Origin of the sequence: Maribacter sp. UBA3344 (assembly GCF_002362375.1) — a bacterium.
Lineage (GTDB): Bacteria > Bacteroidota > Bacteroidia > Flavobacteriales > Flavobacteriaceae > Maribacter > Maribacter dokdonensis.
Map to the genome: position 1 here is coordinate 263839 of NZ_DERI01000012.1, position 26547 is coordinate 290385.

General features: G+C 37.0%; 24 protein-coding genes and 1 tRNA gene. 21 read left to right on the top strand and 4 right to left on the bottom strand.

Going from position 1 to position 26547, the window contains the following annotated elements; all coding sequences use genetic code 11:
• Window positions 1-116 precede the first annotated feature (116 nt).
• The 3 genes from B2Z27_RS10385 (at window position 117) to B2Z27_RS10395 (ending at window position 4105) form a co-directional block, all read left to right on the top strand.
• The gene (locus B2Z27_RS10385; protein ID WP_286813588.1) at window positions 117-1604 is read left to right on the top strand and encodes a xylulokinase; all 1488 of its coding nucleotides are present in this window, start codon (window positions 117-119) and stop codon (window positions 1602-1604) included.
• Window positions 1605-1614: 10 nt separating this feature from the next.
• On the top strand, window positions 1615-2931 hold the full coding sequence (gene xylA, locus B2Z27_RS10390; RefSeq protein ID WP_414673371.1) for a xylose isomerase: 1317 nt from the start codon (window positions 1615-1617) through the stop codon (window positions 2929-2931).
• 157 nt (window positions 2932-3088) lie between these two features.
• The gene (locus tag B2Z27_RS10395) at window positions 3089-4105 is read left to right on the top strand and encodes a LacI family DNA-binding transcriptional regulator (RefSeq protein WP_286813589.1); all 1017 of its coding nucleotides are present in this window, start codon (window positions 3089-3091) and stop codon (window positions 4103-4105) included.
• 1 nt (window position 4106) lies between these two features.
• Here B2Z27_RS10395 and B2Z27_RS10400 read toward each other — a convergent pair whose 3' ends face one another.
• Window positions 4107-5480: a Gfo/Idh/MocA family protein gene (locus tag B2Z27_RS10400; protein WP_286813590.1), complete on the bottom strand. Its 1374-nt coding sequence runs from the start codon at window positions 5478-5480 to the stop codon at window positions 4107-4109.
• A gap of 139 nt (window positions 5481-5619) precedes the next feature.
• Between B2Z27_RS10400 and B2Z27_RS10405 the strand changes: the two genes are divergently transcribed.
• The 4 genes from B2Z27_RS10405 (at window position 5620) to B2Z27_RS10420 (ending at window position 10414) form a co-directional block, all read left to right on the top strand.
• Window positions 5620-6999, top strand: a complete 1380-nt coding sequence (locus tag B2Z27_RS10405) for a sialate O-acetylesterase (RefSeq protein WP_286813591.1) — start codon at window positions 5620-5622, stop codon at window positions 6997-6999.
• A 131-nt stretch (window positions 7000-7130) separates the two neighbouring features.
• Complete coding sequence (locus B2Z27_RS10410; RefSeq protein ID WP_286813592.1) at window positions 7131-8852, top strand: GMC family oxidoreductase; 1722 nt, start codon at window positions 7131-7133, stop codon at window positions 8850-8852.
• 3 nt (window positions 8853-8855) lie between these two features.
• Window positions 8856-9578: a gluconate 2-dehydrogenase subunit 3 family protein gene (locus tag B2Z27_RS10415; RefSeq protein ID WP_286813593.1), complete on the top strand. Its 723-nt coding sequence runs from the start codon at window positions 8856-8858 to the stop codon at window positions 9576-9578.
• Between the two features lie 11 nt (window positions 9579-9589).
• Window positions 9590-10414 (top strand): sugar phosphate isomerase/epimerase family protein, encoded by an 825-nt coding sequence (locus B2Z27_RS10420; RefSeq protein WP_286813594.1) that lies wholly within the window; start codon window positions 9590-9592, stop codon window positions 10412-10414.
• An 84-nt stretch (window positions 10415-10498) separates the two neighbouring features.
• Here the strand turns inward: B2Z27_RS10420 and B2Z27_RS10425 are convergent, their stop codons facing one another.
• Entirely contained in the window at window positions 10499-11623 is a 1125-nt protein-coding gene (locus B2Z27_RS10425) for a glycoside hydrolase family 130 protein (RefSeq protein WP_286813595.1), read from the bottom strand.
• A gap of 108 nt (window positions 11624-11731) precedes the next feature.
• Between B2Z27_RS10425 and B2Z27_RS10430 the strand changes: the two genes are divergently transcribed.
• The 14 genes from B2Z27_RS10430 to B2Z27_RS10495 all read left to right on the top strand — a co-directional run bounded on the left by B2Z27_RS10430 (window position 11732) and on the right by B2Z27_RS10495 (window position 25295).
• The gene (locus tag B2Z27_RS10430) at window positions 11732-12499 is read left to right on the top strand and encodes a M15 family metallopeptidase (RefSeq protein ID WP_286813596.1); all 768 of its coding nucleotides are present in this window, start codon (window positions 11732-11734) and stop codon (window positions 12497-12499) included.
• Window positions 12500-12514: 15 nt separating this feature from the next.
• Window positions 12515-13426 carry an alpha/beta hydrolase gene (locus B2Z27_RS10435; protein ID WP_286813597.1) on the top strand — a complete coding sequence of 304 codons (912 nt, stop codon included), beginning with the start codon at window positions 12515-12517 and terminating at the stop codon, window positions 13424-13426.
• 68 nt (window positions 13427-13494) lie between these two features.
• A tRNA-Pro gene (locus tag B2Z27_RS10440) sits at window positions 13495-13568 on the top strand.
• A 227-nt stretch (window positions 13569-13795) separates the two neighbouring features.
• Complete coding sequence (locus B2Z27_RS10445) at window positions 13796-14776, top strand: site-specific integrase (protein ID WP_286813598.1); 981 nt, start codon at window positions 13796-13798, stop codon at window positions 14774-14776.
• Window positions 14777-14785: 9 nt separating this feature from the next.
• Window positions 14786-15040, top strand: coding sequence for a tyrosine-type recombinase/integrase (locus B2Z27_RS10450; protein WP_286813599.1), 255 nt, complete (start codon window positions 14786-14788; stop codon window positions 15038-15040).
• A gap of 408 nt (window positions 15041-15448) precedes the next feature.
• A complete protein-coding gene (locus B2Z27_RS10455; RefSeq protein WP_286813600.1) occupies window positions 15449-16726 on the top strand; it encodes a TolC family protein in 1278 nt (425 codons plus the stop codon).
• A 3-nt stretch (window positions 16727-16729) separates the two neighbouring features.
• Window positions 16730-17650, top strand: coding sequence for an efflux RND transporter periplasmic adaptor subunit (locus B2Z27_RS10460; RefSeq protein ID WP_286813601.1), 921 nt, complete (start codon window positions 16730-16732; stop codon window positions 17648-17650).
• Window positions 17647-20646, top strand: coding sequence for an efflux RND transporter permease subunit (locus tag B2Z27_RS10465; protein ID WP_286813602.1), 3000 nt, complete (start codon window positions 17647-17649; stop codon window positions 20644-20646). The genes B2Z27_RS10460 and B2Z27_RS10465 overlap by 4 nt, the downstream gene beginning before the upstream one ends.
• 9 nt (window positions 20647-20655) lie before the next feature.
• The gene (locus B2Z27_RS10470) at window positions 20656-21345 is read left to right on the top strand and encodes a VIT1/CCC1 transporter family protein (RefSeq protein WP_286813603.1); all 690 of its coding nucleotides are present in this window, start codon (window positions 20656-20658) and stop codon (window positions 21343-21345) included.
• 41 nt (window positions 21346-21386) lie between these two features.
• A complete protein-coding gene (locus B2Z27_RS10475; RefSeq protein WP_286813604.1) occupies window positions 21387-22655 on the top strand; it encodes an NAD(P)/FAD-dependent oxidoreductase in 1269 nt (422 codons plus the stop codon).
• Between the two features lie 2 nt (window positions 22656-22657).
• Window positions 22658-23203, top strand: coding sequence for a DedA family protein (locus B2Z27_RS10480; RefSeq protein WP_286813605.1), 546 nt, complete (start codon window positions 22658-22660; stop codon window positions 23201-23203).
• 26 nt (window positions 23204-23229) lie between these two features.
• Window positions 23230-23934: a DUF1003 domain-containing protein gene (locus tag B2Z27_RS10485; protein ID WP_286813606.1), complete on the top strand. Its 705-nt coding sequence runs from the start codon at window positions 23230-23232 to the stop codon at window positions 23932-23934.
• Window positions 23935-23938: 4 nt separating this feature from the next.
• Window positions 23939-24706: a patatin-like phospholipase family protein gene (locus B2Z27_RS10490; protein WP_286813607.1), complete on the top strand. Its 768-nt coding sequence runs from the start codon at window positions 23939-23941 to the stop codon at window positions 24704-24706.
• A 1-nt stretch (window position 24707) separates the two neighbouring features.
• On the top strand, window positions 24708-25295 hold the full coding sequence (locus B2Z27_RS10495) for a DUF6134 family protein (RefSeq protein WP_286813608.1): 588 nt from the start codon (window positions 24708-24710) through the stop codon (window positions 25293-25295).
• 120 nt (window positions 25296-25415) lie between these two features.
• Here B2Z27_RS10495 and B2Z27_RS10500 read toward each other — a convergent pair whose 3' ends face one another.
• Both B2Z27_RS10500 and B2Z27_RS10505 read right to left on the bottom strand, forming a co-directional pair.
• Complete coding sequence (locus tag B2Z27_RS10500) at window positions 25416-25694, bottom strand: DUF1003 domain-containing protein (protein WP_286813609.1); 279 nt, start codon at window positions 25692-25694, stop codon at window positions 25416-25418.
• Window positions 25695-25696: 2 nt separating this feature from the next.
• Window positions 25697-26545: a mechanosensitive ion channel family protein gene (locus B2Z27_RS10505; protein ID WP_286813610.1), complete on the bottom strand. Its 849-nt coding sequence runs from the start codon at window positions 26543-26545 to the stop codon at window positions 25697-25699.
• Window positions 26546-26547 lie beyond the last annotated feature (2 nt).

Here is a 26547-nt window from a genome sequence, read left to right on the forward strand (position 1 = left end):
AAATTTAAATTTAATTAAATTCAGTTACGATAATTTTTCGTAGCCTAAATATCTATTGCTAAGGATAGTACTTATTTTTGGTTTAACTTATTACAGCAAACCAATTTATACTATTTATGTACCATTTAGGATTAGATATAGGAAGCTCATCTATTAAGATAGCCTTGGTAAATGCTTCAACGGGAAAGAGCGTTGGGGTAGTTACTGAACCAGAGACAGAAATGTCTATGGAGGCTGTAAAAAATGGTTGGGCAGAACAAAGTCCATTAGATTGGTGGCGTTATGTTTGTAGCGGCATTGACAAACTATGTACACAAGAAAAAATTGAAAAATCAGATATATCGGGTATCGGTATATCCTATCAAATGCACGGTCTGGTGCTTATTGATAAAGAAGGGAATCCACTTAGAAAATCTATTATATGGTGCGATAGTAGGGCGGTGGGTATAGGTCAACAAGCATATGAAGAAATGGGGGCCAATACCTGTAATTCGCATCTACTGAACTCGCCATCTAACTTTACGGCTTCTAAATTAAAATGGGTAAAGGAAAATGAGCCCGATATCTACGCGCAAATCTATAAAATGATGCTTCCGGGCGATTTTATCGCCTATAAGTTATCTGGTGTGGTAAATACTACAGTTTCCGGCTTGTCAGAAGGTATATTCTGGGATTTTAAAAGTGATGACATAGCAGAAATTCTACTTGATCATTACGGACTGGAAAAAGAGATGATTCCAGATATTGTGGATACCTTTTCTGTACAATCTAAGGTAAATGAAAAAGGTGCATCTGAAAGTGGGCTACAAATAGGTACGCCAATTCTTTATCGTGCAGGTGATCAATCCAATAACGCTTTGACCCTAAATGTATTTAATCCGGGTGAAGTAGCGGCAACGGGCGGCACATCTGGTGTTGTATATGCAGTGACAGATAATCTTTCTGTAAAAGAAAGCTCAAGGGTAAACAATTTTGCACATGTAAACTACTCTCCTGGAAAACCCGCTAGAATAGGAAAATTACTTTGTATCAACGGAGCGGGAATACAGTACCGGTGGTTACTTAATAATTTAAATGTCTCTTCTTACGAAGAAATGAATATACTGGCCAACGAAGTGCCGATCGGGTGCGATGGGGTATCCATGATTCCCTTTGGTAACGGGGCAGAAAGAATGCTGGAAAGTAAGGAAGTTGGTACTAGGATCATCAACCTAAACCTGAACAATCACGGTAAAGGGCACTTATGCCGTGCAGCATTGGAAGGTATAGCTTTTTCGTTTGTTTACGGAATGGAAATCATGGAATCTGACGGAATAAAAGTGAATGTGATGCGTGCAGGCAACGACAATCTTTTTCGTTCAGAAATATTTTCGAATACCGTGGCAACCTTAATAGGGTATGACATTGAAATTTATGATACTACTGGGGCAATTGGCGCGGCAAGAGCAGCGAATCTTCACAAAGGCGATTTTGAGGCATTCGGTAAGGCAATTTTAGATAATGATTACGTAATGACTTTTAGTCCGAAGAAAGATAAAAAAGCATACCAAGACGCATATGCAGTTTGGAAAAAAGAATTAGAATTAATATTGAACAACTTATAAAATCAACATAATGGCAAACAAGGAATATTTTAAAGGAATAGACAAAATTAAATTTGAAGGAAAGGAATCTGACAATCCGCTAGCCTTTAAATATTATAATCCGGACCAAGTAGTAGCGGGTAAGACCATGCGTGATCACTTTAAGTTTTCAACAGCTTACTGGCATACCTTCTGTGGACAAGGTTCAGATCCATTTGGACCCGGAACGCAGAGTTTCGAGTGGGATAAATCTTCTGATGCTGTACAAGCGGCAAAAGATAAGGCAGATGCTGCTTTTGAATTCTTTGATAAAATAGGATTTGATTACTACTGTTTTCATGATTTCGATTTAATTCAAGAAGGATCAACCTTTGCAGAATCTGAAAAAAGATTGGCAACTATTACCGATTACTTAAAAGAGAAACAGAAAGATTCGGGTAAAAAATTACTTTGGGGTACGGCGAATTGTTTCTCAAATCCGAGATACATGAACGGTGCATCTACCAATCCTGATTTTAATGTATTGGCAAGAGCAGGTGGTCAAATTAAATTGGCTTTAGATGCAACAATTGCTTTAGGTGGTGAGAATTATGTTTTCTGGGGCGGTAGAGAAGGTTATATGTCTTTATTGAATACAGATTTAGGTCGTGAAATTGACCACATGGGTCAGTTTTTAGCTATGGCAAGAGATTACGCGCGTAGCCAAGGGTTTAAAGGAAACTTCTTTATAGAGCCAAAACCAATGGAGCCAATGAAGCATCAGTACGATTTTGATAGTGCTACTGCAATAGGCTTTTTAAAAGAATATGGTTTAGATAACGATTTTAAAATGAACATTGAGGTGAACCATGCAACATTGGCACAACACACTTTTCAGCATGAAATTGCTGTAGCTGCAAAAGCTGGTATGTTAGGTAGTTTAGATGCCAATAGAGGTGATTACCAAAATGGATGGGATACCGATCAATTTCCTAATAACATTCAAGAAACAACAGAAGCAATGTTGGTATTCTTAGCTGCTGGTGGATTACAAGGTGGTGGAGTGAATTTTGACGCCAAAATAAGAAGAAATAGTACGGACTTAGAAGATGTATTTCATGCACATATTGGCGGGGCAGATACTTTTGCTAGAGCTTTGATCACAGCAGATAAAATTATCGAATCATCTTCTTATAATAAGTTACGTGTAAACAGATATAGCTCTTTTGACTCAGGTAAAGGAAAAGATTTTGAAAACGGTAAGTTAGATATGAAAGATCTTTACAACATTGCCAAAGAAAATGGTGAGTTGGAATTACAAAGTGGTAAGCAAGAATTGTTCGAAAATATCATTAACCAATACATATAAAATTAAAACCCTAAGACTATTTTAAATAGTTGAAATTTGGGTATTAGAATTTATATAATATGAAGTAATCTGTCCCTTGGTTTTCCATTAGGGACAGTTTGCTTTAACCAATAATTTAAAGTGTCAATTTAAATCTGTTCTTTTGTAGTTATAAATTATGAAAAAAGTAACTCTAAAGGATATTGCCGGACATTTTAAGGTGTCTATTTCAACCGTTTCTAAAGCGATTAATGACAGTCATGAAATTAGTAGTGACCTTAAGCTTAAGATACAGACATATGCAAAAGAAAAGCACTATAAGCCCAATAGACTTGCACTTAATTTATTGAACCGAAGTACCAAAACTATTGGTGTGGTTGTGCCTAACATATTAAATTACTTCTTTGTCCAAGTACTGTATGGTATAGAGAAAGTAGCCAATGAAAGTGGCTATAATATCATTAGCTGTATTAGTAACGAATCTAAAGCGAAAGAAACAAAAACGCTTGAATTTTTTGACGCAGGTACCGTAGATGGCGTTATCATGTCTTTAGCAGAAGAAAGTCAGAACGAAGACAAACACGATGCATTAATAGATGTTATTAATAACGATATTCCCGTAGTTCTTTTTGATAGGGTTTCAGACAACGTACAATGCGATAAAGTTGTGGTTGATGATCTTGAGGCAGGATATAAAATTACCAAATACCTAATTAATATTGGCTGTAAAAATATCGCGGTAGTTAACCCTATATCTAGTTCAAGTGTAGGGAAATTAAGGCTTTTAGGCTATAAGAAAGCGCTAGAGGAATTTGAGATGCCTTTTGATCCTAAATTGATTATTAATCTTACGGTTAAAGATGATTTAGATTTGTTAATGTCATTTTTACTTAATTATAAAACTATAGAAGGTATTATCGGTATAGATGAACTTATTGCTGTTCAAGTATTAGAAGTAGTAAAAGCAAGAGGGTATAATGTGCCTAATGATATTTCAATTATTGGCTTTACCAACGGACAGTTGTCAAAATACGTAACTCCGTCTTTGACTATGGTTAGTCAGCATGGCAAGTATATAGGTGAACTTACAGCTAAGCTGTTGATAAACAGAATTAAAAACCCCGGTTTACCATACGAAACTAAAATCGTTAAAACAAGTTTACTAGTTAGGGACTCTACTAAAAAACTACAGTAATTTATACCGTATCTGGGTGCGGGTGTTTCCATTGCCCACGATAATCGCGTTGCAATAGTGCGGTAGCTTCTGGGTCGCTCAATACTGTTCTGCTTTGTGGGTCATAGATTAAAGGTCTTTTCAAATCCATCGATAAATTTGCCAAAATACAGCTAGCTGTAGAAATATGGCCGTTTTCAATATCGGCCACTGGTGTAGTGTTGTTTTGTATGGCATTCAAGAAATCTATCATATGTCTTCGCGTAGCAGGTGCCGCATGCAGTTCAATGTCTTTTTCGGTGAGATCTTCAGGATATTTCTCTTTCTCATAAACCACATCAAATCGAATAGAATCGCTGCCATCTACGGGAATAAATTCCGCTTTCATCACATCACCTTTTAGAACACCTTTTTCACCATAGATTTTAAAAGCCCACGGATAATCTGTGTCATCTGGGTTTCCCCATGTTCTATGCTGCCAATTACAATTATGGTCCTCATACTCAAATACGGCAGATTGTGTGTCAGATATGTTCGATTTTCCATCTTTCTGAACAAAAATTCCACCTTCAGAACTAATACGTTTGGGCCATCCTAAGTCAAGCATCCAACGAACGGTATCTAGCATGTGTACACACATATCACCTGTAATTCCGTTTCCATATTCTCGAAACGTACGCCACCATCTTTTGTGGGGCAGACCATCGTAAGGTCTCATAGGTGCGGGACCTGTCCACATTTCATAATCAAAGAAATTGGGCACTTCTTGCTCTGGCGGATTACCATTTGCGCGCATGTGGTAATAGCAACTCATATCTACATGACCAATAGTGCCTAGCATTCCGGTATCAATAATTTGTTTTTTAGCGGCTACAAGATGCGGAGTACTTTTTCGCTGTGTACCCACTTGAACCACTTTGTTATATTTTCTAGCAGCAGCGACCATTGCTTCACCTTCCATAACATCTACGCTAATCGGTTTTTGAACATAAACGTGAGCTCCAGATTTTAGTGCTTCAATACACGTTAATGCATGCCAATGATCTGGCGTACCAATAAGTACAATATCTAGACTATTGCTTTCTAGCATGGTTCTATAGTCAGTGTAGAGTTTAGGTTTCTTTTTATTTTTTTGACGTTCAGAAACTAGTTGTGCCGCAGTGTTTAGTTGATTTGTATCAACATCACAAAGTGAAACCACTTCTACATTTGCTACTTGTATAAGACGTAATAAATCGCTCGTACCATACCAACCAGTGCCAATAAGAGCTACTTTTTTAGGCTTTTCGTTTGCGAAAAACTCGATTCCGAAGGTGGGTAAAGAAGTAAATAGTAGCGATGCCGATGCTGCTTTAATAAAATTTCGACGCTTTAGTAATGTTGGTTGGTTAGACATGTTGGTTTTTAGGAGCTAATGAATATGGTAATTATAAGAGTCAAGATAGTAAATCCTTTAAAAATAATATTCAATGTTTGTGAATTTGTTAATGTGAGGCATATTTAGTTATATTTAAATCAAAATTTTATCAATTATAATGAATTTACGTTTTAACCTGATGATACTGTGCCTATTGGTAACAACTTTTGCCAAAGCTGAGATTACACTACCTAAGATATTTTCAAATGAAATGGTATTGCAACGAGAGAGTGATGTGTTGTTGTATGGTTGGGCAGATCCCAACGAAGAATTTACGATTTATACAAGTTGGAACGATGAAAGCCTTGCCGTCAAAACAGGCAATGATGCAAAATGGGAGATTACAGTAAAAACACCCGAAGCAGGCGGACCGTTTCAAATAATCTTTAAGGGGAAAAGTAACGAAATTACTCTGAAAGATGTATTAATAGGTGAGGTATGGCTTTGTTCTGGGCAAAGTAATATGGAGTGGAGCGCAAACAGCAAGATTGCGAACAGAGATTTTGAAGTCGATAATGCCAATTACCCAAATATCCGATTGTTTACGGTAGCGAAGAGAACTGCAGAATATCCACAAGAAGATGTGGCAGGTACTTGGGTTGCTTGTTCACCTGAAACCATGCAAGATTTTAGTGCAGTTGCGTATTTTTTTGCAAGAAAAGTTCAAAAAGAATTGAATATTCCGATCGGATTAATAGATAACGCATGGGGAGCTTCAAGTGCTGAAGTGTGGACACCAGAGTCTGTTTTTGAAGCACACCCTGAATTGGTCGAAGCTCACAAAAAAATAGAGCCTAACAAATGGGTATCGGTAGAGAAGTCATCTTTGTATAACGGTATGGTAGCCCCGTTGACGAAGTTTAAAATAGGCGGCACGATTTGGTATCAAGGAGAATCAAATACTGCGAATGCCAAAAGCTACCAAAAGCTTTTTACGAATATGATTACTTCTTGGCGAGCAGAATGGAAAGATGATTTTCCATTTTATTATGTTCAAATAGCGCCATTTAAATATGATCACGAATTTGCTGGCGGCATAGTTCGAGATCAGCAACGAAAGGCAATGTCACTAGAAAATACAGCCATGGCAATGACGAGTGATATTTGTACAATCGAAGATATTCACCCATTAAACAAACAAGATGTAGGTTTGAGATTAGCGAATATTGCACTTAAAAATCACTACAGGTTATTACAAGATCAAGAAGTTTATGGTCCGTTATACGATTCTTTTGAAGTAGACGGCAATCAATTAAAAGTGAAGTTCAGCAATGCTGACGGATTAAATAATAAAGGAAAGAAAATAACACTTTTTGAAGTTTCGAATGCTGTGGGAGAATGGTTTCCTGCGAAAGCAAAATTAAAGAATAATGAAATAGTAGTAAGCTCAAAGGAAGTAAAAAATCCGACAGGGGTACGATATGCTTTTAAAAGTACAGATGTAAGTACTTTGTTCAATGCCGCAGGTTTGCCGGCTTCAACTTTTGTAAGCGAATAACAATATTGCTAAAAACGGACTATTGTGCTTATAATGTGTCCGTCCGTCCAGTAACGATGGTTATTCAGCTAAAAACACAGGTTCTTATTTTAATAAATAGTTAAATTGTAATCAATAACTAATTTCAAATTATGCAGATAAAGGAATCCTCAGAAATCTTTGATGTAATCATTGTAGGTTCAGGAGCTGGTGGTGGTATGGCTACCAAACAATTGGCAGATGCAGGTTTAAACGTAGCTGTTGTAGAAGCGGGTCCGTTTTTTGACCCAGCTGATCCAAAGACCATGACGCAATTAAAACAACCATATGATTCTCCAAGAAGAGGGGCAGGTACAGATAGAGCTTTTGGTGAATGGGATATGTCATGGGGAGATTGGGAAGTAGAAGGAGAACCATATACACATGCAGAAGGAACTGAGTTTAAGTGGTGGCGTGCAAGAATGCTCGGAGGACGAACTAATCATTGGGGGCGTATTTCTTTACGTTTCGGACCAAAAGATTTTAAAGGAAAAACCCGTGATGGCCATGGAGATGACTGGCCAATAGGATACGAAGATGTTAAGCCATATTACGATAAATTAGACAAGTTAATTGGTGTTTTTGGCACCAATGAAGGTAGAGAAAACGATCCTGACGGATTCTTTCTTCCTCCCCCGAAACCAAGATTGCACGAATTATTTTATATCAATGGCGCAAAGAAGTCAAACATACCGGTGATACCAGGTAGACTTTCGATGTTGACCAAAAGAATAAATGAAGATCGTGGCGTTTGTTTCTATTGCGGGCAATGTGGTAGATCATGTCAAATATATGCCGATTTCTCATCAGGTAGTTGTTTGATCTTTCCGGCACAAAAAAGTGGTGGTAAAGTAAAACTATTTGTAAATGCCATGGTGCGCGAGGTTACCACCAATGCTGAAGGTAAGGCAACAGGCGTATCGTACATCAATAAAGAAGATAGAAAAGAATATAAGCTTAGAGGTAAAGTTGTAGTATTAGCAGCATCTGCATGTAGTTCTGCACGTATACTTTTAAACTCTAAAAGTAAGCAACACCCTAACGGACTAGGTAATAGTAGTAATCTAGTAGGTAGGTATTTACATGATTCTACAGGATCTGGTGCTGCAGGTGTAATACCGGGCTTATTAAATAGAAAGACCTCTTACAACGAAGATGGTGTAGGTGGTATGCACGTATACTCACCATGGTGGGACGATAATTCTAAACTGAATTTTCCAAGAGGATATCATATAGAGGTATGGGGCGGTATGAGTCAGCCAAACTACGGTTTTGGTTGGGATCCAAATGCATTGAACCAGTACTTCGGATTAAAATCTGGAGGATATGGAGAAAGCTTACGTGATGATGTAAAGAAATACTACGGTGCCGTAATAGGTTTTGGTGGTCGTGGAGAAGCAATCGCTTATAAAGATAATTACTGTGAAATTGATCCTACAACGGTAGATCAATTCGGTATACCAGTTTTGAAGTTCAACTATAAGCATTCAGAATACGAAGTGAATCAGGCGAAGCATATGCAAGATTCTTTTGAGGAGATTATTCATAATATGGGTGGTCATTACTTAGGTGAAAAGCCAGGTAAGGATAAAGATTACGGATTGAACAAACCAGGTGAGATTATTCACGAAGTAGGTACTACAAGAATGGGAGATGATCCTAAAACATCGGTGACCAATAAGTTTCAGCAGTTACATGATGCCGACAATGTATTTATAGTAGATGCAGGTGTTTTTGTATCTCAAGCAGATAAAAACTGTACTTGGACGATTATGGCCCTTTCATGGAGAGCATCAGATTATATCATTGAACAATTAAAGGCACAAAATATTTAGATTATGGATAGAAGAAAGAGTTTACAAACTTTAATACTCGGTGGTGCTGCGGCAACTTCTGGGCTAGTCTTCAATTCATGTAAGACTGAAAATGGTGAATCTGTAGATGAGGTGATTTCAACCAGCAGCGATAAGTTTTTTGGTAGAACGCCAGAAGAATTGGATCGTATAGAAAAATTAAATGCAGAGCAATTGTTTAACGAGCATGAAATGGAAACTATTGCAGCTTTAAGTGTAGTGATACTTCCACCAAAAGAGCCACATGGTGGTCCTATAGAGGCAGAAGTGCCAGCGCTTGTAGAATTTATGGGTAAAGATATTCCAGAAATGGCTCCTACACTTTTAGGTGGTTTAATGTGGTTAGATCATAAAAGTAATACGGAGTTTGGTACTGAATTTAAATCGGCTACTTTAGAGCAGAAAAAACAGATTTGCGATGAAATCTGCTGGCATGATATCGAGAAACCACTAAGCGAGCAACCATTAGAAATTCAATTTTTCTATACCATGCGTGGCTTGACCGTTACGGGGTATTATACTTCTAAAGTTGGTATTGCAGATTTAGGATATAAAGGAAATTCACCTAATGTTTGGGATGGTGTACCGCAAGATGTACTTGACCAGCATGGTGTTGCTTATGACCCAGAATGGATTGCAAAATGCGTAGACCAAAGTCAACGTAACGTTATGGCAGAGTGGGATGACGAAGGAAATTTACTTACATAATTAATATCTCGATGATAAAAAAAGTAATGATTGCCACTATCCTTTTGGGTAGTAGTTTTTTAGCGCAAGCCCAAGAGGTAGGTTTACAGTTATATAGTCTTAGAAATCAATTTAAAATGGATGTTTCTAACACCCTAGGATTGATCAATGAATGGGGAATAACTAAAATCGAAGGTGGCGAAACTTATGATATGCCATTGGAAGATTTTAAAGCTTTATTAGCAGAAAATGATCTAGAGATGGTCAGTGTAGGTGCAGGCTTTGACGATTTAGAAAATGATGTAGATAAGGTTATAAAAAATGCCAAAGATTTCGGTGCTACATATGTAATGTGCGCATGGGTACCTCACGATGATAACATATGGGATCTAGAAGAAACAAAACACGCCACAGAAGTTTTCAATAAGGCAGGAAAGAAGCTGAAAGAAAACGGACTCGTACTGGCGTATCACCCACATGGGTATGAATTTAGACCTTATGAAAATGGTACTTTATTCGATTACATGGCTAAGAATGCAACTCATTTTACATTTGAATTAGATGTTTTTTGGGCACAACATGGAGGTGCAGATCCGCTAGCGCTAATGAAGAAATATCCAAAGAAAATTACATTATTACATCTAAAGGATATGGAAAAAGGTATTGAAGGAAATAATACCGGTCATGAAGAAGATGACACCAATGTTGTTTTAGGAACAGGGCAAATAGATATTGCCGGAGTAGTTGCTGAAGCTAAGAAATTAGGCATTGAATATATGTTCATAGAAGATGAGTCTAAGAATGTAGTCACTCAAGTACCTAAAAGCTTAGTTTATCTAAGTCAACTTGAAGAATAGAACCAATTACCAATACCAACCATTAGCCCCTATTTCATTTTTGAAGCAGGGGCTTTTTTTATTTAAATAAGTAGTATAATTTATTTATTCCTTAACTGCTAAGCCAACCATAGAATCTGCTGTTCCATAATACAGAAACCATTTGTCATTGAAATATACCAAGCCTTCAATAAAAGTTGTTCCAGCTTTATATTGACCACTTATTTCGTGCGGTAGACTAGGACAGATGAAAGGAGTATCTAATCGCTTTATCAATTTTGTAGGATCATTTTTATCAAATAAAGCTTGACCACCACAATATGTACCTTCTGGGAACTTACTTGTTGCTCCCTCACCACTTAAGTTTTTTCCGTTATATAATAATAAAATACCATGTTCTGTATATAAAGCAGGTGGTCCAGGTTCGGTTAAGTGACTATCGAATTCATTTAAAGATGGCGTAAAACTATGTAGTAATTCATCTTTTTCATTTAATGTAGGTTCCCAATCCACACCATTTATAGAAGTAGCAAGGTTCACAAACAATTCGCCCCAATACATTAAATATTTACCATTTATTTTTTTTGCAATTAGTCTGCCATCAATCAACTCGGTAACAATTGATCCAGATTTGCTCCATTCGTCCAAAAACTTACCGTCGTAAGCATCTTCAAACACAGGACCTTGTTTTGTCCATTCTTTAAGGTCGGTAGATGTAGCACTAGATAAACGGGCAATATCTTTGTTCCAACTTGTATAGAGCATAATATACGTACCGTCAGGTGTTTCTATAATGCGTGGGTCTTCAATACCACCAGGTTGATCATATTGAGAAAATTCGTCATTGTCAGGGAAAAGTATAGGAGTAGGGTGTTTGGTGAAATTTATACCATCAACACTATAGGCTAAACCTATACGAGAAGTTCTATGCCCTAAAATAGCTTTAGGATTATCTTCTGCCCTAAATAGCAGAAATACAGTGTCGTTTTTTACTATTGCACCCGGATTAAAAACATCGGCTTTTTGCCATTGAACCTCTTTTTTAGAAATAGGATCTAAGAAAGTATAAGAAGAATCTGCTTGCATTATAGGGTTCTTATCTGTTTTCTCAAAACCTAATAACCAAGGCGATTCTACTGCTTCGGTTGTTGTAGTAAATGATTTCTTTTCATTTTTACAGGAGACACAAAAAATAGCAAGGGTTAAAATTAGGAATAGGTTGTTGTTCATGGTTTTTAGTTAAATTGCTGTAATTAAAGGTTTAAGTAAGGTAGACAAATTTCTATCAGAATGAACACTATTTAGTATAATATATTGAACACCAAAAGAGTATAGAAAATGAGTTCGTTGATTATTTTAAAATACAACTATTTAAGCTATAAGTGCTTGCTTATCATCATCATCAGTTTCTTATTCTTACAATCTTGTAAGGACAATGCTAAATCTGTAAAAGCAAAAACGGCAACTACTGATGTAGAAATTAACGAAGATTCTATTTCCAAAATAGAACCAATAGCCATAAAAATTGAGAAGCAAGTTACACCGTTGACTTCTTTAAAAGATACAACATTTGTACGCTTAGCAGATTATAGCAATGGTTTTGCCTATGATCTACGATACGCAACCGATAATAATTTTTTAAAGGAAAAAGTATACGATTGTGCAGAATGCTATACAAGAGTAAAAACAGTAAAGGCTTTATTAAAAGCTAATGAAGAGTTTAAAAAGAGCGGAGTAAAAATAAAGTTTTATGATTGCTACAGACCTAATTCTGTACAATACAAAATGTGGAAAATAGTGCCTAATCCACAATATGTTGCCAATCCCGTAAAAGGTTCTATACATAATAAAGGTGGTGCGGTAGATATAACTTTGGTTACTTTAGAAGGGGAGGAGCTAGATATGGGAACTGATTTTGATTTTTTTGGAAAAAGGGCCTATCACGATAATTTTGACTTACCAAAAGAAATTCTTGATAATAGGAAACTATTAAAAAGCACCATGGAAAAATATGGGTTTTGGTCTACCAGAACAGAATGGTGGCACTATAACTTACAAGGAGCGTCACATGACCCTATCGCTAATTTTAAATGGAATTGTGAATAGTATAAATTATATAATATGAAAAACACACTATTGCTGTTATTGTTGCTAATGGTAAACAGCTTCTTTGCTCAAGATACTATTATGCAGTTATGGCCTAAAGATAAAATACCTAATCACTTAAAAAGTGTGGAAAAAGAAATGCATGAGCAAAATGAAATTTTGCGAATTAGTAAAGTTCAAGTCCCCACAATTGAGGTGTATTTACCATCAAAACGAGATGCTACGGGAGAGGCAGTTTTAATTTTTCCTGGCGGAGGGTATGGAATATTAGCCTATGATTGGGAAGGTACAGATATTGCAAAATTTTTGAACAGTAAGGGTATTGCAGGTATAGTGGTAAAATATCGTCTACCATCAGATATTTCCCAAACCGACAAAAAGTACGTACCACTTTTAGATGCTCAAAGAGCGGTAAGGCTAGTTCGGGGTAATGCTGAAAAGTTTAATATAAAGCCGAATAAAATAGGAATTATTGGATTTTCAGCTGGCGGACATTTAGCATCTACATTGGGAACGCATTTTAATGAAAAAGTTTATGAGCCAATTGATCGTATAGATGATGAAAGTGCACGTCCAGATTTTATGGCGTTGGGGTATCCTGTAATTTCTTTTGGAGCAATGACTCATCTAGGCTCAAAGAAAAATTTAATAGGGGAAAACCCAACCTCCGAATTAGTCAATTATTTCTCAAATGAAAAACAAGTTACTGAGCTAACTCCACCTACATTTTTATTACACGCAACAGATGATACCGTAGTGCCAGTAGAAAATAGTTTACTGTTCTACAAAGCTGTTAAGGATAAAGGAGTATCGGTAACCATGCATATTTACCCAAAAGGTGGTCACGGTTTCGGGTTAGGTTTACATGATGAACATTTAAAAGATTGGGGAAATAGAATGTTAGATTGGATAGTATCGTTGAGATAATTAATTTAAGTTTTGGTAAAAGTTAGATATTAATCTATAGAACTTCTTTATTTTTGCAGGCTTAATTTCGGGATGTAGCGCAGTCCGGTAGCGCACTCGGCTGGGGGTCGAGTGGTCGCAGGTTCAAATCCTGTCATCCCGACGAATAGTGTTTTAGTAAACATTGTGAAATAGCTAATTGTATGATTGTCAATAACTTTAATATTTATTGAACTTATTTAATTAGCTTTAATATCAAATTAAAGGTTACCTATTCGGTTACCTTTTGGTTAACTGATATTTCATTACATTGTAATTAATTAGCGTTTGACTTTCGCTTCGATTTGACTTTCGTAAAACAAATCGATTTTTAATTTAAAGCGACAGTTTATGCAAACTTCAAGAACATTTAGTATTCATCTATGGCTGAATACATCTAAGGAAAGGGATGGTTTAGCTCCAATTTACGCAAGAGTAACGGTTGACGGTAAAAGAGCTGAAATTAGTTTACAACGGCAAACAAAAATTAAAAACTGGGATTCAAAATCAAAAAGAACAAAAGCACGAACTCCTGAAGGTAAAGCTTTGAATATTTATTTGAATCAAATTTATTTCAAATTACTAGATTGTCAAAAAGAGCTCTTATCCGAGTGTAAGTTAATTACCGCAAAATCTATAAAGTATAGATTCCTAGGGAAAGATGAAAAACATAAAACTTTGCTTGAGTTAGTTACTTACCATAACAAAAGTATGTTGGGTAAGCTAAAGATGGGTACACTTAAAAATTATTATACAACTGAAAATTATCTAAAGCGTTTCCTGATATTAGAGAAAAAAACAAATGATATTTATTTAAAACAAATTAATAGTAGTTTTATTATTGATTTTGAACAGCATTTAAGAAGGGGTTCTACTTTACAGAGTTCAAAGCCATTGAGAAATAATAATATAATGAAACATTTAGAGCGACTTCGAAAATTGATGAATCTAGCATTAGATTTAGAATGGTTGGACAAAAACCCATTTGTTCGATACAAGTTGAAATTTAATAAATTCACAAAACAATTTCTTACACAAGAGAATTTAGAAACTTTTGAAGTTTCATTACTTACAGAAAAGAAATATCAAATTGTCAGGGATTTGTTTGTTTTTGCCTGTTATACAGGTTTGTCATATAGTGATGTTAAGTTGCTTAATAAAGCAAACATTAGGCCAGGAATCGATGGTGATTTTTGGATTTTCATTCGAAGACAAAAAAATGAACAACAGGTTAAAATTCCTTTATTGGATAAGGCTCTTGCAATTTTAAAAAAATATGAAAATTATCCTAACATGGATAAAGGAAGAGCGCTTCCAGTTATTTCAAATTAAAAAATAAACTTGTACTTAAAAGAGATTACTTCAAATATAGGGATTAATAAAAATATTACATTTCATTCTGCAAGACATACTTTTGCTACAACGGTTACACTTTCTAATGGTGTACCTATTGAAACTGTCTCTAAGTTATTAGGGCATAAAAAACTCTCCACTACTCAGATTTATGCAAGGGTTTTAGAAAGAAAATTGAGTGAAGATATGAATAGCCTTAAAGATAAGCTAAACAGAAAAGAAGAGAGAAAATTGCTTACTTGAATAATGTTTGTTATTGAAAATACTAAAATTTGGAAAGCAAATTATTAATAAGTTACGAGTTTGAATAGCCTTAATCAAATACTTCTAACGTCGAATAAATGATTTGTTGAATTTAGGCAATAACCTTAATGATGTTTTTTTTAATTTGAATAAGTGATAAGCTCACTACAAAAATTATCTAGTCTAAAATATTTACTTTAAATCATCTTTAGATTTGACAATTACATTTAGCGTGTTCTTTTAGTTTAAAATTAGAAAATTAAAGACCTGCAACGGGAGGTGGATAGTGCACAGTTACAAATCATACACCTTCCCTTGTCAGGCACAAGAAATTCTGATTTTTCTCTACTTTAGAACTTCTTTAGATTTCTCATTTACTTTTGCTATCTTTTAATCAAACTATTGCATATGAAGCAATTTGCTTGTTGGCTACTATTTTCTATTGTAGTGTTTTCTTCAAAAGCTCAGGAAGCTAGTTTAGATTACTTCATCTCAGAGGCAAAGATGAATCTTCCTGTCCTAAAAGAGAACTACAACTTACAGAAAATAGGGGAAATACAGAACGATATTATCGTCGCCCAGAACAAGGCATTCCAAGTCAATGCGACCTCTGAAGTGCAGGTCGCCCCTTATTTCAATAACAACGGCAGGTTTATCGATGTTACAACAACGCCCTCCCCAAGGGCCTATGGGTACGATGTTGGAATTACCAATGGCGGACTCTATTCCGCCCAGTTGAACGTGACCAAGAACCTTTTCAATCAAAAGATCGTGGATAATTTACTATTCCAGAATAAGGTTCAAAACAATACACTTTCCCTATCCGCAGAAGACATCGAGCATAATTTAATCAAGAATGTTACCGATGCCTTTATCATGGCTTATCAGCTACAATTACAGAAAGATTTCACGATTGATATCCTGAAAGACCTTGAAAATCGACTGAAAGTAGTCGAACTTCTTGTAAAAAGGGCGGTCTTGATGGAAAGCGACTACCTGTTATTGCAATTGGACATCGATTCAAAAAAATTAGAGCTTCAACAAATCCGTAATAATCTCAAAACGGCTATCAATCAATTGTATAGTTTGAGCGGAATACCCCTAGCAGAAACCGATAGCCTTTCAGTTCCGGAATTGATGACTACAGATGCCCCAATTACCAATTTTTACCAACGAAAATTCGAAAATGACAGCTTACAGGTAGCGGCGGACCAAAAGGTTTTTGAGAACCAATACAAACCTCAGTTAAGTCTATATGGGAATACGGGGCTGAATGCCGTGGAATTGACCAATATCGACAGGAGGATCGGGCTTAGTGCCGGACTGCGTTTGACGGTACCGATCTATGACGGAAAACAGCGGAAGTACAACGCCCAGCAAAACGAAATCAAAAAAGAAAACCTTGTGTTTTACAAAGAGAATGCAGCGGTACAATTGGAAAACAATTTAAAGAGTATTGAAGCGCAACTGACCGCTTTGGAAGAAAATATGCAGGCCATCGATGAACAACTACAAAAACAGCAGAATGTACTGGAGATTTACAAAGGTAAATTGGTGCAAGGGCAGGTATCTATAGTCGATTATCTGAACGTCATCCAGACCTATAAATTAAATGTTCAAACGAAGTTGCAAACGCAGACCAATCGTTGGCTGTTGCAGAGCCAATACAACTTTATAAACTGGTAATATATGGAACATAGATACTTAATAAAACTCCCGATCTTCATGGTCTTCCTGATAGCGTGGTCCTGTAAAAACAAAGCGGACACCACTTCGGAAAAAAAGGCGCCTATCAGCGTTCAGGTGGCCGAGGTGCAGCAGCATGATATAAAGGAATATCTGACGTTCAACGGGGTCACTCAATTCCAAAAAAAGGAAAATATCCGCTCCAATGTTACGGGCTATGTCTCTTGGATGAATTACAAAATCGGCGACCAGATTCGAACCGGACAGACCTTTGCCACCGTCCGAACCAAGGAACAGGATGCCCTGAAGGAAGCGGTAAAAATCGATAGTAGCCTTTCGAAATTCGTAAAGCCCCAGAGTATCCAGAGCAATGCCTCTGGCGTAATTACCGTTCTGAACGTGACGGCCAACGATTATGTGGCGGAAGGGGATGTTTTGGCCACCGTGGTGCGGCCTGAATCCTTAGTCGTTCAGGTCAATGTTCCCTATGAGTATGAGGATTATGTAACCGTGGGTTCCGAATGCGATATTTTCTTTCAGAACGAGGAGACCATTAGCGTCAAGATTACCGGTACTTTGCCGACCATCGATCCCGTGGCCCAGTCCCAAAGCTTTTTGATCGCCCTTCCCAACGAAGACCTACCCGAAAACCTAAATGTACAGGTTCGCATGGTATATCGAGAGGATGCAAAGGCGATGGCCGTACCGAAAACCGCCGTACAGACCAATGAACTCTTGACCAAATATTGGGTGCTCAAGCTGACCAATGATTCGATGGTCATAAAACATCCCGTAATCCCTAGGTTAAAGAACGATTCGCTGGTACAGATTCAATCGAAAGGATTGCAATTAGGGGATAAAGTCGTTACCGAAGGCGGTTATCAAATGCAAGATTCGACCATCGTAAGCGTACAGAAACAATGAACAACATACACTCCAAATATAAATTTCCGCTGTTGGCCATTGGCATCCTGATTTTAATCAGTGGAATCTTTGCTTACAAAAATCTCAAAACCGGTCTCTTTCCTGATATAACCTTTCCAAAGATTAAGGTCATCGCAGATGCCGGACAACAACCGGTGGACAAGATGATGACCACGGTAACCATTCCGTTGGAAAACATCATTCGACGTACCGAAGGGCTGCAATATATACGAAGTACCACTTCACGGGGAAGTTGTGAGATTTCCGTTTTTGTGGATTGGAGCACCGACATCAATACCGCCAAATCGCAGATCGAATCCTTTATCAACCAATCTCAGGGTAGCATTCTATCCAGTACCGTTTTTTCGGTGGAAAAGATGAACCCGTCCATACTTCCGGTTATGGGCTATTCCTTGGAAGGCGAGGGACTTTCTCAAGTGGATCTGAAAAAAATCGCCAAATATACCGTAAAACCATATCTCGCGGCTACGCCGGGCGTTTCCGATATCGCGGTGATCGGTGGCAAGGATAAGGAATATCAGGTAGAGCTACGTCCTGATATCATCAAATCGTTGGGCATTTCTATTTCGGCCATCCAAAATGCCGTGGTCAATTCCAATTTATTGCAATCCAATGGGTACATTACCGATTACAACCGTATGTACCTTACGCTGACCGACAATGCGGTCGATGACCTGAACGATCTGCAGGAATTGGTCATCATCAATAGTCCCAATCGCCTGATTCGCTTGAAAGATGTTGCCGATGTAAAGGTCAATGAGGTCAAGGAATACGTAAAGATACTGGCCAACGGCAAGAACGTCCCGATAATCGCAGTGGTAAAGCAGCCTAATGCCAACCTTATCGATGTCAACAATACCATCGAGCAAAAGGTGGCTGAACTGGCAAACATTTTACCGAAAGGGGTAAGCTTAAAACCGTACTACAAACAGGCCGATTTTGTTACAACGAGCATCGCAAGTATTAAGGATGTTCTCTGGATCGGGCTGGCCTTGGCTTTATTGGTTGTGATTTTCTTTTTGCGTTCCTTTTCGGCAAGTATGGTCGTGCTATTTACCATTCCCGTTTCCTTATCCCTTACGCTGATTGTGCTGAATGCTATTGGTTACACCTTCAATATAATGACTTTGGGGGCGGTAGCCGCAGCCATTGGTTTGATGATCGACGATGTGGTCATCATTATCGAACAGATCCATAAAATCCGTGAAGAAAACGATGACAAACCAATGAGTTGGGTTGCGGGAGTGGCCATTGGTCATTTGTTCCCGGCAATGATTGGTTCCTCTTTGAGTACGTTGGTCATATTCATACCTTTTATTTTGATGACGGGTGTGGCCGGAGCCTATTTTCAAGTTATGGCATTTAGTATGATTATTGCGCTGACGGCTTCCTTTTTAGTTACGTGGCTACTTGTTCCCGTATTATCCATTCTATTTACAAGGAAAAAATCCCTGAAACGAAAGCATGAACCAAAGACGAAATGGATTCATAATGTTCTGGAGAGACCCATTATCGGCATTGCATTTATGGTGCTTTGCATTGCTATTATCGTAATCATTCCGTCCAAATTGCCTTCAGGTTTTTTGCCCGAAATGGATGAAGGAAGCATAGTGTTGGATTTCAATAGTCCCGCAGGTACGACCCTGGAGGAAACCGACCGCATGCTACAAATTGTCAACGGTATATTGGACACCCAACCGGAGGTCGATGCCTATTCCGCCAGATTAGGCACGCAAATGGGCTTTTTTATTACCGAACCAAACCGTGGGGATTATTTGATAAAGTTAAAGGACAAGCGAAGCAAGACTACTACGGAGGTTTCGGATGAAATACGCCTTCGTATAGAAGAGGTGGTTCCTCAACTGACTATTGACTTTGGGCAGGTCATCGGAGATATGTTGGGAGACTTGATGTCATCGGTACAACCCATAGAGGTCAAAGTGTTCGGCGATGATGTAAACCGACTGCAAATGTTATCTCAAGAAATTGCCATGGAAATAGAAAAGGTCAGCGGTACCGCCGATGTCAATGACGGCTTGATTGTCGCTGGGCCCACCCTTTCACTGATTCCAAATGTTCCTGTTTTGGCTCAGTTCGGGATGACCCCTGCCGATTTTCAGTTGCAGTTACAGACCCAAATAGAAGGGACTGTGGTCAGCAATATGATTGATAGGGAGCAAATTGTAAATATACGCCTGATTTATCCCGATGCCTATAAAACTTCGGTTTCGGATATTAAGAACACCGCGATCCTACTTCCGAACGGGTCAAGCGTACCTATCGATAAGGTAGCTGCCATTGAAATGGGCAAGGGCGTGGCCGAGATCAACCGAGAGAACCAAAAATCGATGGGCGTGGTCACGGCGAGGTTGAACAATCGGGATCTGGGTTCTACTTTGAAGGATATTCAAACCCAATTGACCCAGAACATCAGCCTTCCTTCCGGTTATAGTATAGAATATGGAGGAGCTTACAAGGATCAGCAAAAGGCATTTAAAGAACTATTGATGATTTTGGTGTCCGCCATATTATTGGTGTTCATTGTCATTCTATTTCTATTCCGAAAAATAAAGATTGCATTGTCAATTATTGTAATCGCCATTTTAGGTGTGGCAGGCTCGCTTTTGAGTCTTTTCTTGACAGGAACACCCTTGAACGTGGGCAGTTATACGGGTATCATCATGATTGTGGGCATCATCGGGGAGAACTCCATTTTTACCTATCGTCAATATCAGGAAAGCGATGGCTCATTGAGCCACGAGGAAAAAATAGAATATTCGATTGCAGCACGGCTAAGACCAAAATTAATGACCGCTTTCGCTGCCGTAATGGCCTTGATTCCCCTTGCTTTGGGTATCGGGGCAGGAGCACAACTGCACCAGCCTTTGGCTATTGCTGTTATTGGTGGATTGGCATTTGCATTGCCGTTATTACTTATTGTTTTACCCATAATTTTGAAAATTATTAAAGAGTAATATTATTGTATGATTACTGAACGGCATTACGGACACAGAGGCAATTGGTTAAGGGCGGCAGTCCTTGGTGCTAATGATGGCATTCTCTCAACCGCAAGTATCATTATCGGTGTGGCAGCTGCCAGCACCACAAGAGAACCTGTTATTTTGGCAGGTGTGGCAGGATTGGTAGCAGGTGCCTTATCTATGGCAGCAGGAGAATATGTGTCCGTGAGTTCGCAAACCGATATTGAAAAAGCGGATTTGGCAAGAGAACGCAAGGAACTCGAAGAAATGCCCGAAGAGGAGTTAAAGGAACTTGCTGGTATTTACGAAAAACGCGGACTTTCTAAAAACTTGGCACTTCAGGTAGCAACAGAATTAACCGCACATAATGCTTTGGAGACACACGCACGTGATGAATTAGGAATCAATGAAATAACCCAAGCCCATCCATTGCAGGCAGCGCTTTCTTCTGGTGCTTCCTTTACTTTTGGTGGCTTGTTGCCAGTTTTGGTTGCCGTGTTCGGTTCAATATCCAAAATGGAATATTTGCAATATGGTTTTGCCATTATATTCCTTATCGTGTTGGGATCAATCGCTGCAAAAGTTGGTGGAAGCAGTATTAAAAAGGCAATATTTAGAATAACATTTTGGGGAACTGTAGCCATGGTTTTAACAGCTTTGGTAGGTCATTTTTTTGGGAGTACAATAGTTTAAAGTATATATAATTCAATGTCATTACTTATAGAATTCAACATATGGCTCAAAAACCCAAAATAGTAATCATAGGTGCAGGTTTCGGAGGTATTGCGATGGCAAAATCATTTAAGAACAAACCGGTAGAAGTATTGATCATAGATCAGCATAATTATCATAACTTTCAACCCTTAATGTATCAGGTGGCAACGGGTGGATTGGAACCGGCAAGTATAGCCTACCCTGTTCGCAGAATTTTTAGAAACTATAGAAATATAAGTTTCAGAATGGCAGAGGTGTTTTCTGTGTCTTCGGAAGAAAATACAATTGCTACAACTGCAGGAGCAATTTCTTATGATTATTTAATTATCGCTACAGGTAGCCAAAACAATTTTTTCAATTTTGAACCTGTAAAGGATAAACTTCTCACATTAAAATCAATTCCCGATGCACTCAATTTAAGAAGTTTTATTTTTCAGAATCTTGAGAAAGCTATGGAAGATAATCAGAAGGAGCTTTTAGATGAAATTCTAAATATAGCTATCGTTGGCGGCGGTCCAGCTGGAATTGAACTTGCAGGGGCATTGGCGGAAATGAAACGTTATGTAATCCCAAAAGATTTCCCAGGTTTAGATGTGAGCAAGATGAGTATTAACCTTTACGAAGCTTCTTCAAAATTATTGTCGGTCATGTCTTCAAATGCCTCGGAGAAAAGTGAAATTTATTTAAAGGAGTTAGGAATAAATGTATTTCTAAATGCAAAAGTTAACGATTATGACGGAAGTACCATTACATTGGATGATAACACCACTTTTAAAACTGATACCGTTATCTGGACTGCAGGTGTAAAAGGGGCCCCGATCAATGGTTTGTCCAAAGATGTTATCGTAGGTGGAAATAGAATATCGATAAACGAGTATAATCAAGTCTTAGGCTATGACACAATTTTCGCCATTGGCGATGTGGCAGCACATGTCATCGAAGAAAATCCAAAAGGATTGCCCATGTTGGCACCTGTGGCACAGCAACAAGGAAAGTTGCTTTCCAAGAATATCATTAGGTATACCTCTGGAAAACCTATGGAAGTTTTTACATATAAAGATAAAGGTACCATGGCAACCGTAGGAAGAAAAAAAGCGGTAGTCGATCTACCTAAGTGGAAATTTCAAGGCACGTTTGCTTGGTTTGTTTGGATGTTCATCCACATTTTTTCCCTGGTTGGATTTCGCAATAAACTGGTCGCTTTTGTAGATTGGTTTTCAAATTATATCAGTTATGATAGACCGTTAGGGTTGATTATAAGACCGTATAAAATAAAGGAAAATAAATAATTATGTTGCATTATTTATGGATATATTCATGTTTTTTCTTCGGAATTTTTATCGAAGGAGAACTCGTGTTTCTGTCAGCAGTAATCGCAGCATCACACGGCTATTTGAATATTTGGTTGGTTATTGGTATTGCAATAATAGCAACAATATCATCAGACCTGATATATTTTAACTTAGGAAAAAACAGAGCTGAAATACTAACGAATAGACCAAGGTGGAAAACTAAAATAGAAGTCGTTCATAAGAAACTTGAAAAGCATAGAACTTTATTCTTGGTTAGCTATAGGTTTTTATATGGATTGCGTGTTGCAACCCCATTGGTTTTAGGCACTCAAAATATAAAGCAGGTAACATTTTTAAAATATAGCATCATTAGCACATTAATTTGGGCAACGGTATTTACCTTTCTTGGACTAGCATTTGGAGAAATTATTATCAACTATTTAAAGCGATTTCAAAAAATCGAGTTTTATATTATTTGCGGTTTGATACTTTTGGCTGTTGTCTTTATGATATTTAGATTTATCAAAAGAAAAACTGTAGTTTAAAGTTAAGACATTTAAAACTAGTAAAAATGAAAATATTTAAGAGCAATATATCTAACAAAGAATACCCAGAATCAGAAATTATTTTGGCTAAGAATATTCGCCCTTCAATTTTTGAATATATTAAAATTGAACACCCTGATTTTAACAAACAGAGTAAAATCGCAATTTTCGAATTAAATCGGTATCGACAAAAATATCTAGAAAACTACCTTCTTAATGAAGCTGGAGAACTATCAAAACTAGAGCTAGATGTATTAGCAAGTATAGAAAAACAAGAATTGATTACCGCTAACTCGCTTTCTAAAAATGAAGAAGCAAAAGGCAGTTTTGGGCAGCAGTTAGCAGATAAAGTAGCCTCTTTTGGAGGGAGTTGGAAATTTATTATTCTCTTTTCATTGATTATTTTTATCTGGATTACAGCAAATATTGTACTACTTGCCAATAAAGGTTTTGACCCTTATCCATTTATATTATTAAATCTTATTTTATCATGTCTGGCTGCATTGCAGGCACCAGTCATTATGATGAGTCAGAATAGGCAAGAGGAAAAAGATAGAGAACGTGCCAAACAAGATTATATGATTAATCTGAAGGCAGAATTGGAAATAAGAACTTTGCACGAAAAATTGGACCATCTTATTATTCATCAACAACAAGAATTACTCAATATTCAGAAAATACAAGTGGAGATGATGGAAGATATTATGAAGAAAATAAATACTAAAAAGTAGCAAGGTGGATAAAATTGGAATAGCGTTTTCTGGTGGTGGAGCAAGGGGAGCAGCACATATTGGCGTATTACAAGCTTTGAATGATAACGGTATTTTTCCTGATAGAATCTCTGGTTCAAGTGCAGGTAGCATAATAGGATCTCTTTACTGTGCAGGATATAAACCTGCTGAAATATTAAAGCTTTCACATGAAAAAGCGTTTTTAAAAATATTTAAAATAGGCTTCTTAAATAAAAGACTAACCGAATTAACATACCTTAAAGATTTTTTAAACAATCATTTGAATGCTCATAAATTTGAAGATTTAATACTGCCATTACATGTTTGTATTTCTAATATCAACTCTGGAAAATTTGAAATTATTTCTGAAGGCAAATTAATTGAGGTATTGGCAGCATCTTGTGCATTACCATTGTTATTCAAGTCGGTTAAAATTAATGGTAATACTTATGTAGACGGAGGTTTGCTTAACAACCTTCCCGTAGAACCATTATTGAAAAACTGCGAAAAAATAATTGGTGTTAGTGTTTGTCCTCATGAAACAAGGACGGACGTTGTTGGAATCAGAAACATGGCAGAACGGTGCTTGCAGCTTGCTATTTGGGGAACAATGCAACATCGTTTTAAACAATGTAATGTAGCTATTGAAATCGAAAAATCTTTTAGATACAGTATGTTTGACGTAAAAAAATCTGAAGAGCTCTTTGATATAGGATATGAGGCTACTATGAGTCGTATGTATGAAATAAAAGAAAAACTAAAAATTTTCTAACATGAAGTATTTGCTTACTGTTATTTTAATCCTAAACAGTCTTTTAGTTATAGCGCAAAATGTTACACTTAACTATGATTTAAGTGTAGCTGGGAATTCTATAGGTAATTTAACAGCGGTTAAAACTGTAATTGGAAATAGCATAACTTATACCGCTAACAGTAGTGACACAATTCATCTGTTTGGGGAAACGCAAATATCAACTTCATTAACTGTAGTATTTATAGATGGAATTTTACAATCTAGTCATTACAAGATTGAAAAAAATGGAACAATTAATGATGAATCTACAACTATTCTTAAAAATGGTGTTTATTACATAAGTCATAATGGCAAAACATCTCAAATCAATTCACCAATAACATACTCAACTACGATGCTTTATTTTGACGAACCTAAAAAAGTCAGTAGTGTTTTTGCAGAACTAGAAGGAATAAACAAGAATATTGAAAGCCTTGGTGCATCTATTTATCAATTAACAGATCCTGGTAACCACCACACCAATAGTTATACTTATGAAAATGGAATACTTAAAGAAGCGCTAGTATCACATATGTTATTCAATTTCAAGCTTACATTGAAGAACTAATCTTTAACCGTTTTTAGATAGTTTAGCCACCATATTCCTTAACTCTTTAATTTCATTTAAAAGAGTTTTAATTTCTTTTTCGGCTTTAATATTTACATTGTAATCATTTTCTGCACGAATTTAAGCCCGTTTAGCTTGAAGATTTTGGCCGACCATTAATAACGGCATTAAGAGTATTTGGATCATATTAGATATAAACAGCCATAAAACAAAAGCGGGATAAGGATCAAATCGTAAATCAGTAGGAGCAAACATATTCCATCCTAACCAAATAACAGTCCAAGAAAAAATAATGAGAAAAAAGCCAATTGTGCCAATTTTATCAGTTATCCAAATGGCTAATCTATCTGAAGGTTTGAGTTCATTTTTATAAATATGATTAGTGTTTTTAATTTCCATAATTAATCATTTTTAGAATAGGTTATGGTTCGCTGGGGAAAAGGGATTTCAATATATTCTGTGTCAAAACGCTTTTTTATGCTTTGCAATAAATCGCACATCATAACATAACCATCGCTAGAATCTTTAGCCCAGGCCCAGACTCTTAAATTTACTGATGAATCGCCTAAAGCTGTTACTCTAGCAGTGACAAGTGGTACATTATTATCAATGTCTTCAGTCGAGCGACCATCAATATGTAAAGGGTGATTTGCAACTTCTTCTTTCATAATTTCCAAAGCCCGCTCAACATTAGAAGAATAGCCTATACCAATATCAATCATTCTGCAATTCTTTTCTTCGCCAATATGTGCATTTACGAGAAGGTCGCTACTTATCACAGAGTTGGGAACAATGATTCTATTATTCTCAAAATCTCTAATCACTACTTGCCGTAGGTTAATGTCTTCTACCGTACCCGTAAAAGAGCCTCTTATAGTTATTTTATCATTGATTCTGAAAGGTTTGAAAATCACAATTAAAATACCACTCATTATATTGCTCAATGCTTGTTGTGAAGCAAGACCAGCAATTAGGGACAATACACCAGCACCTGCAAGTAACGAGTGTCCCATCAGTTTGAGTTCAGGAATTTGGACTAGCGCAACAGCTATACCTATTATGTAAATTACTGCGGTGACAATGTGATTAATAAACAAGTAACCTGTGAGGTCTTTGTGATGGCTTATAAGAGATTTTTTTACAAAGTGTTTTAAAAGCCATTTGAAAATAGCGGCTATCAGAATTGTAATGACGATTATAATCACAATCATAGAAAGTGTTCTGAATTCTGTAAATAGCTTATGTATCATTT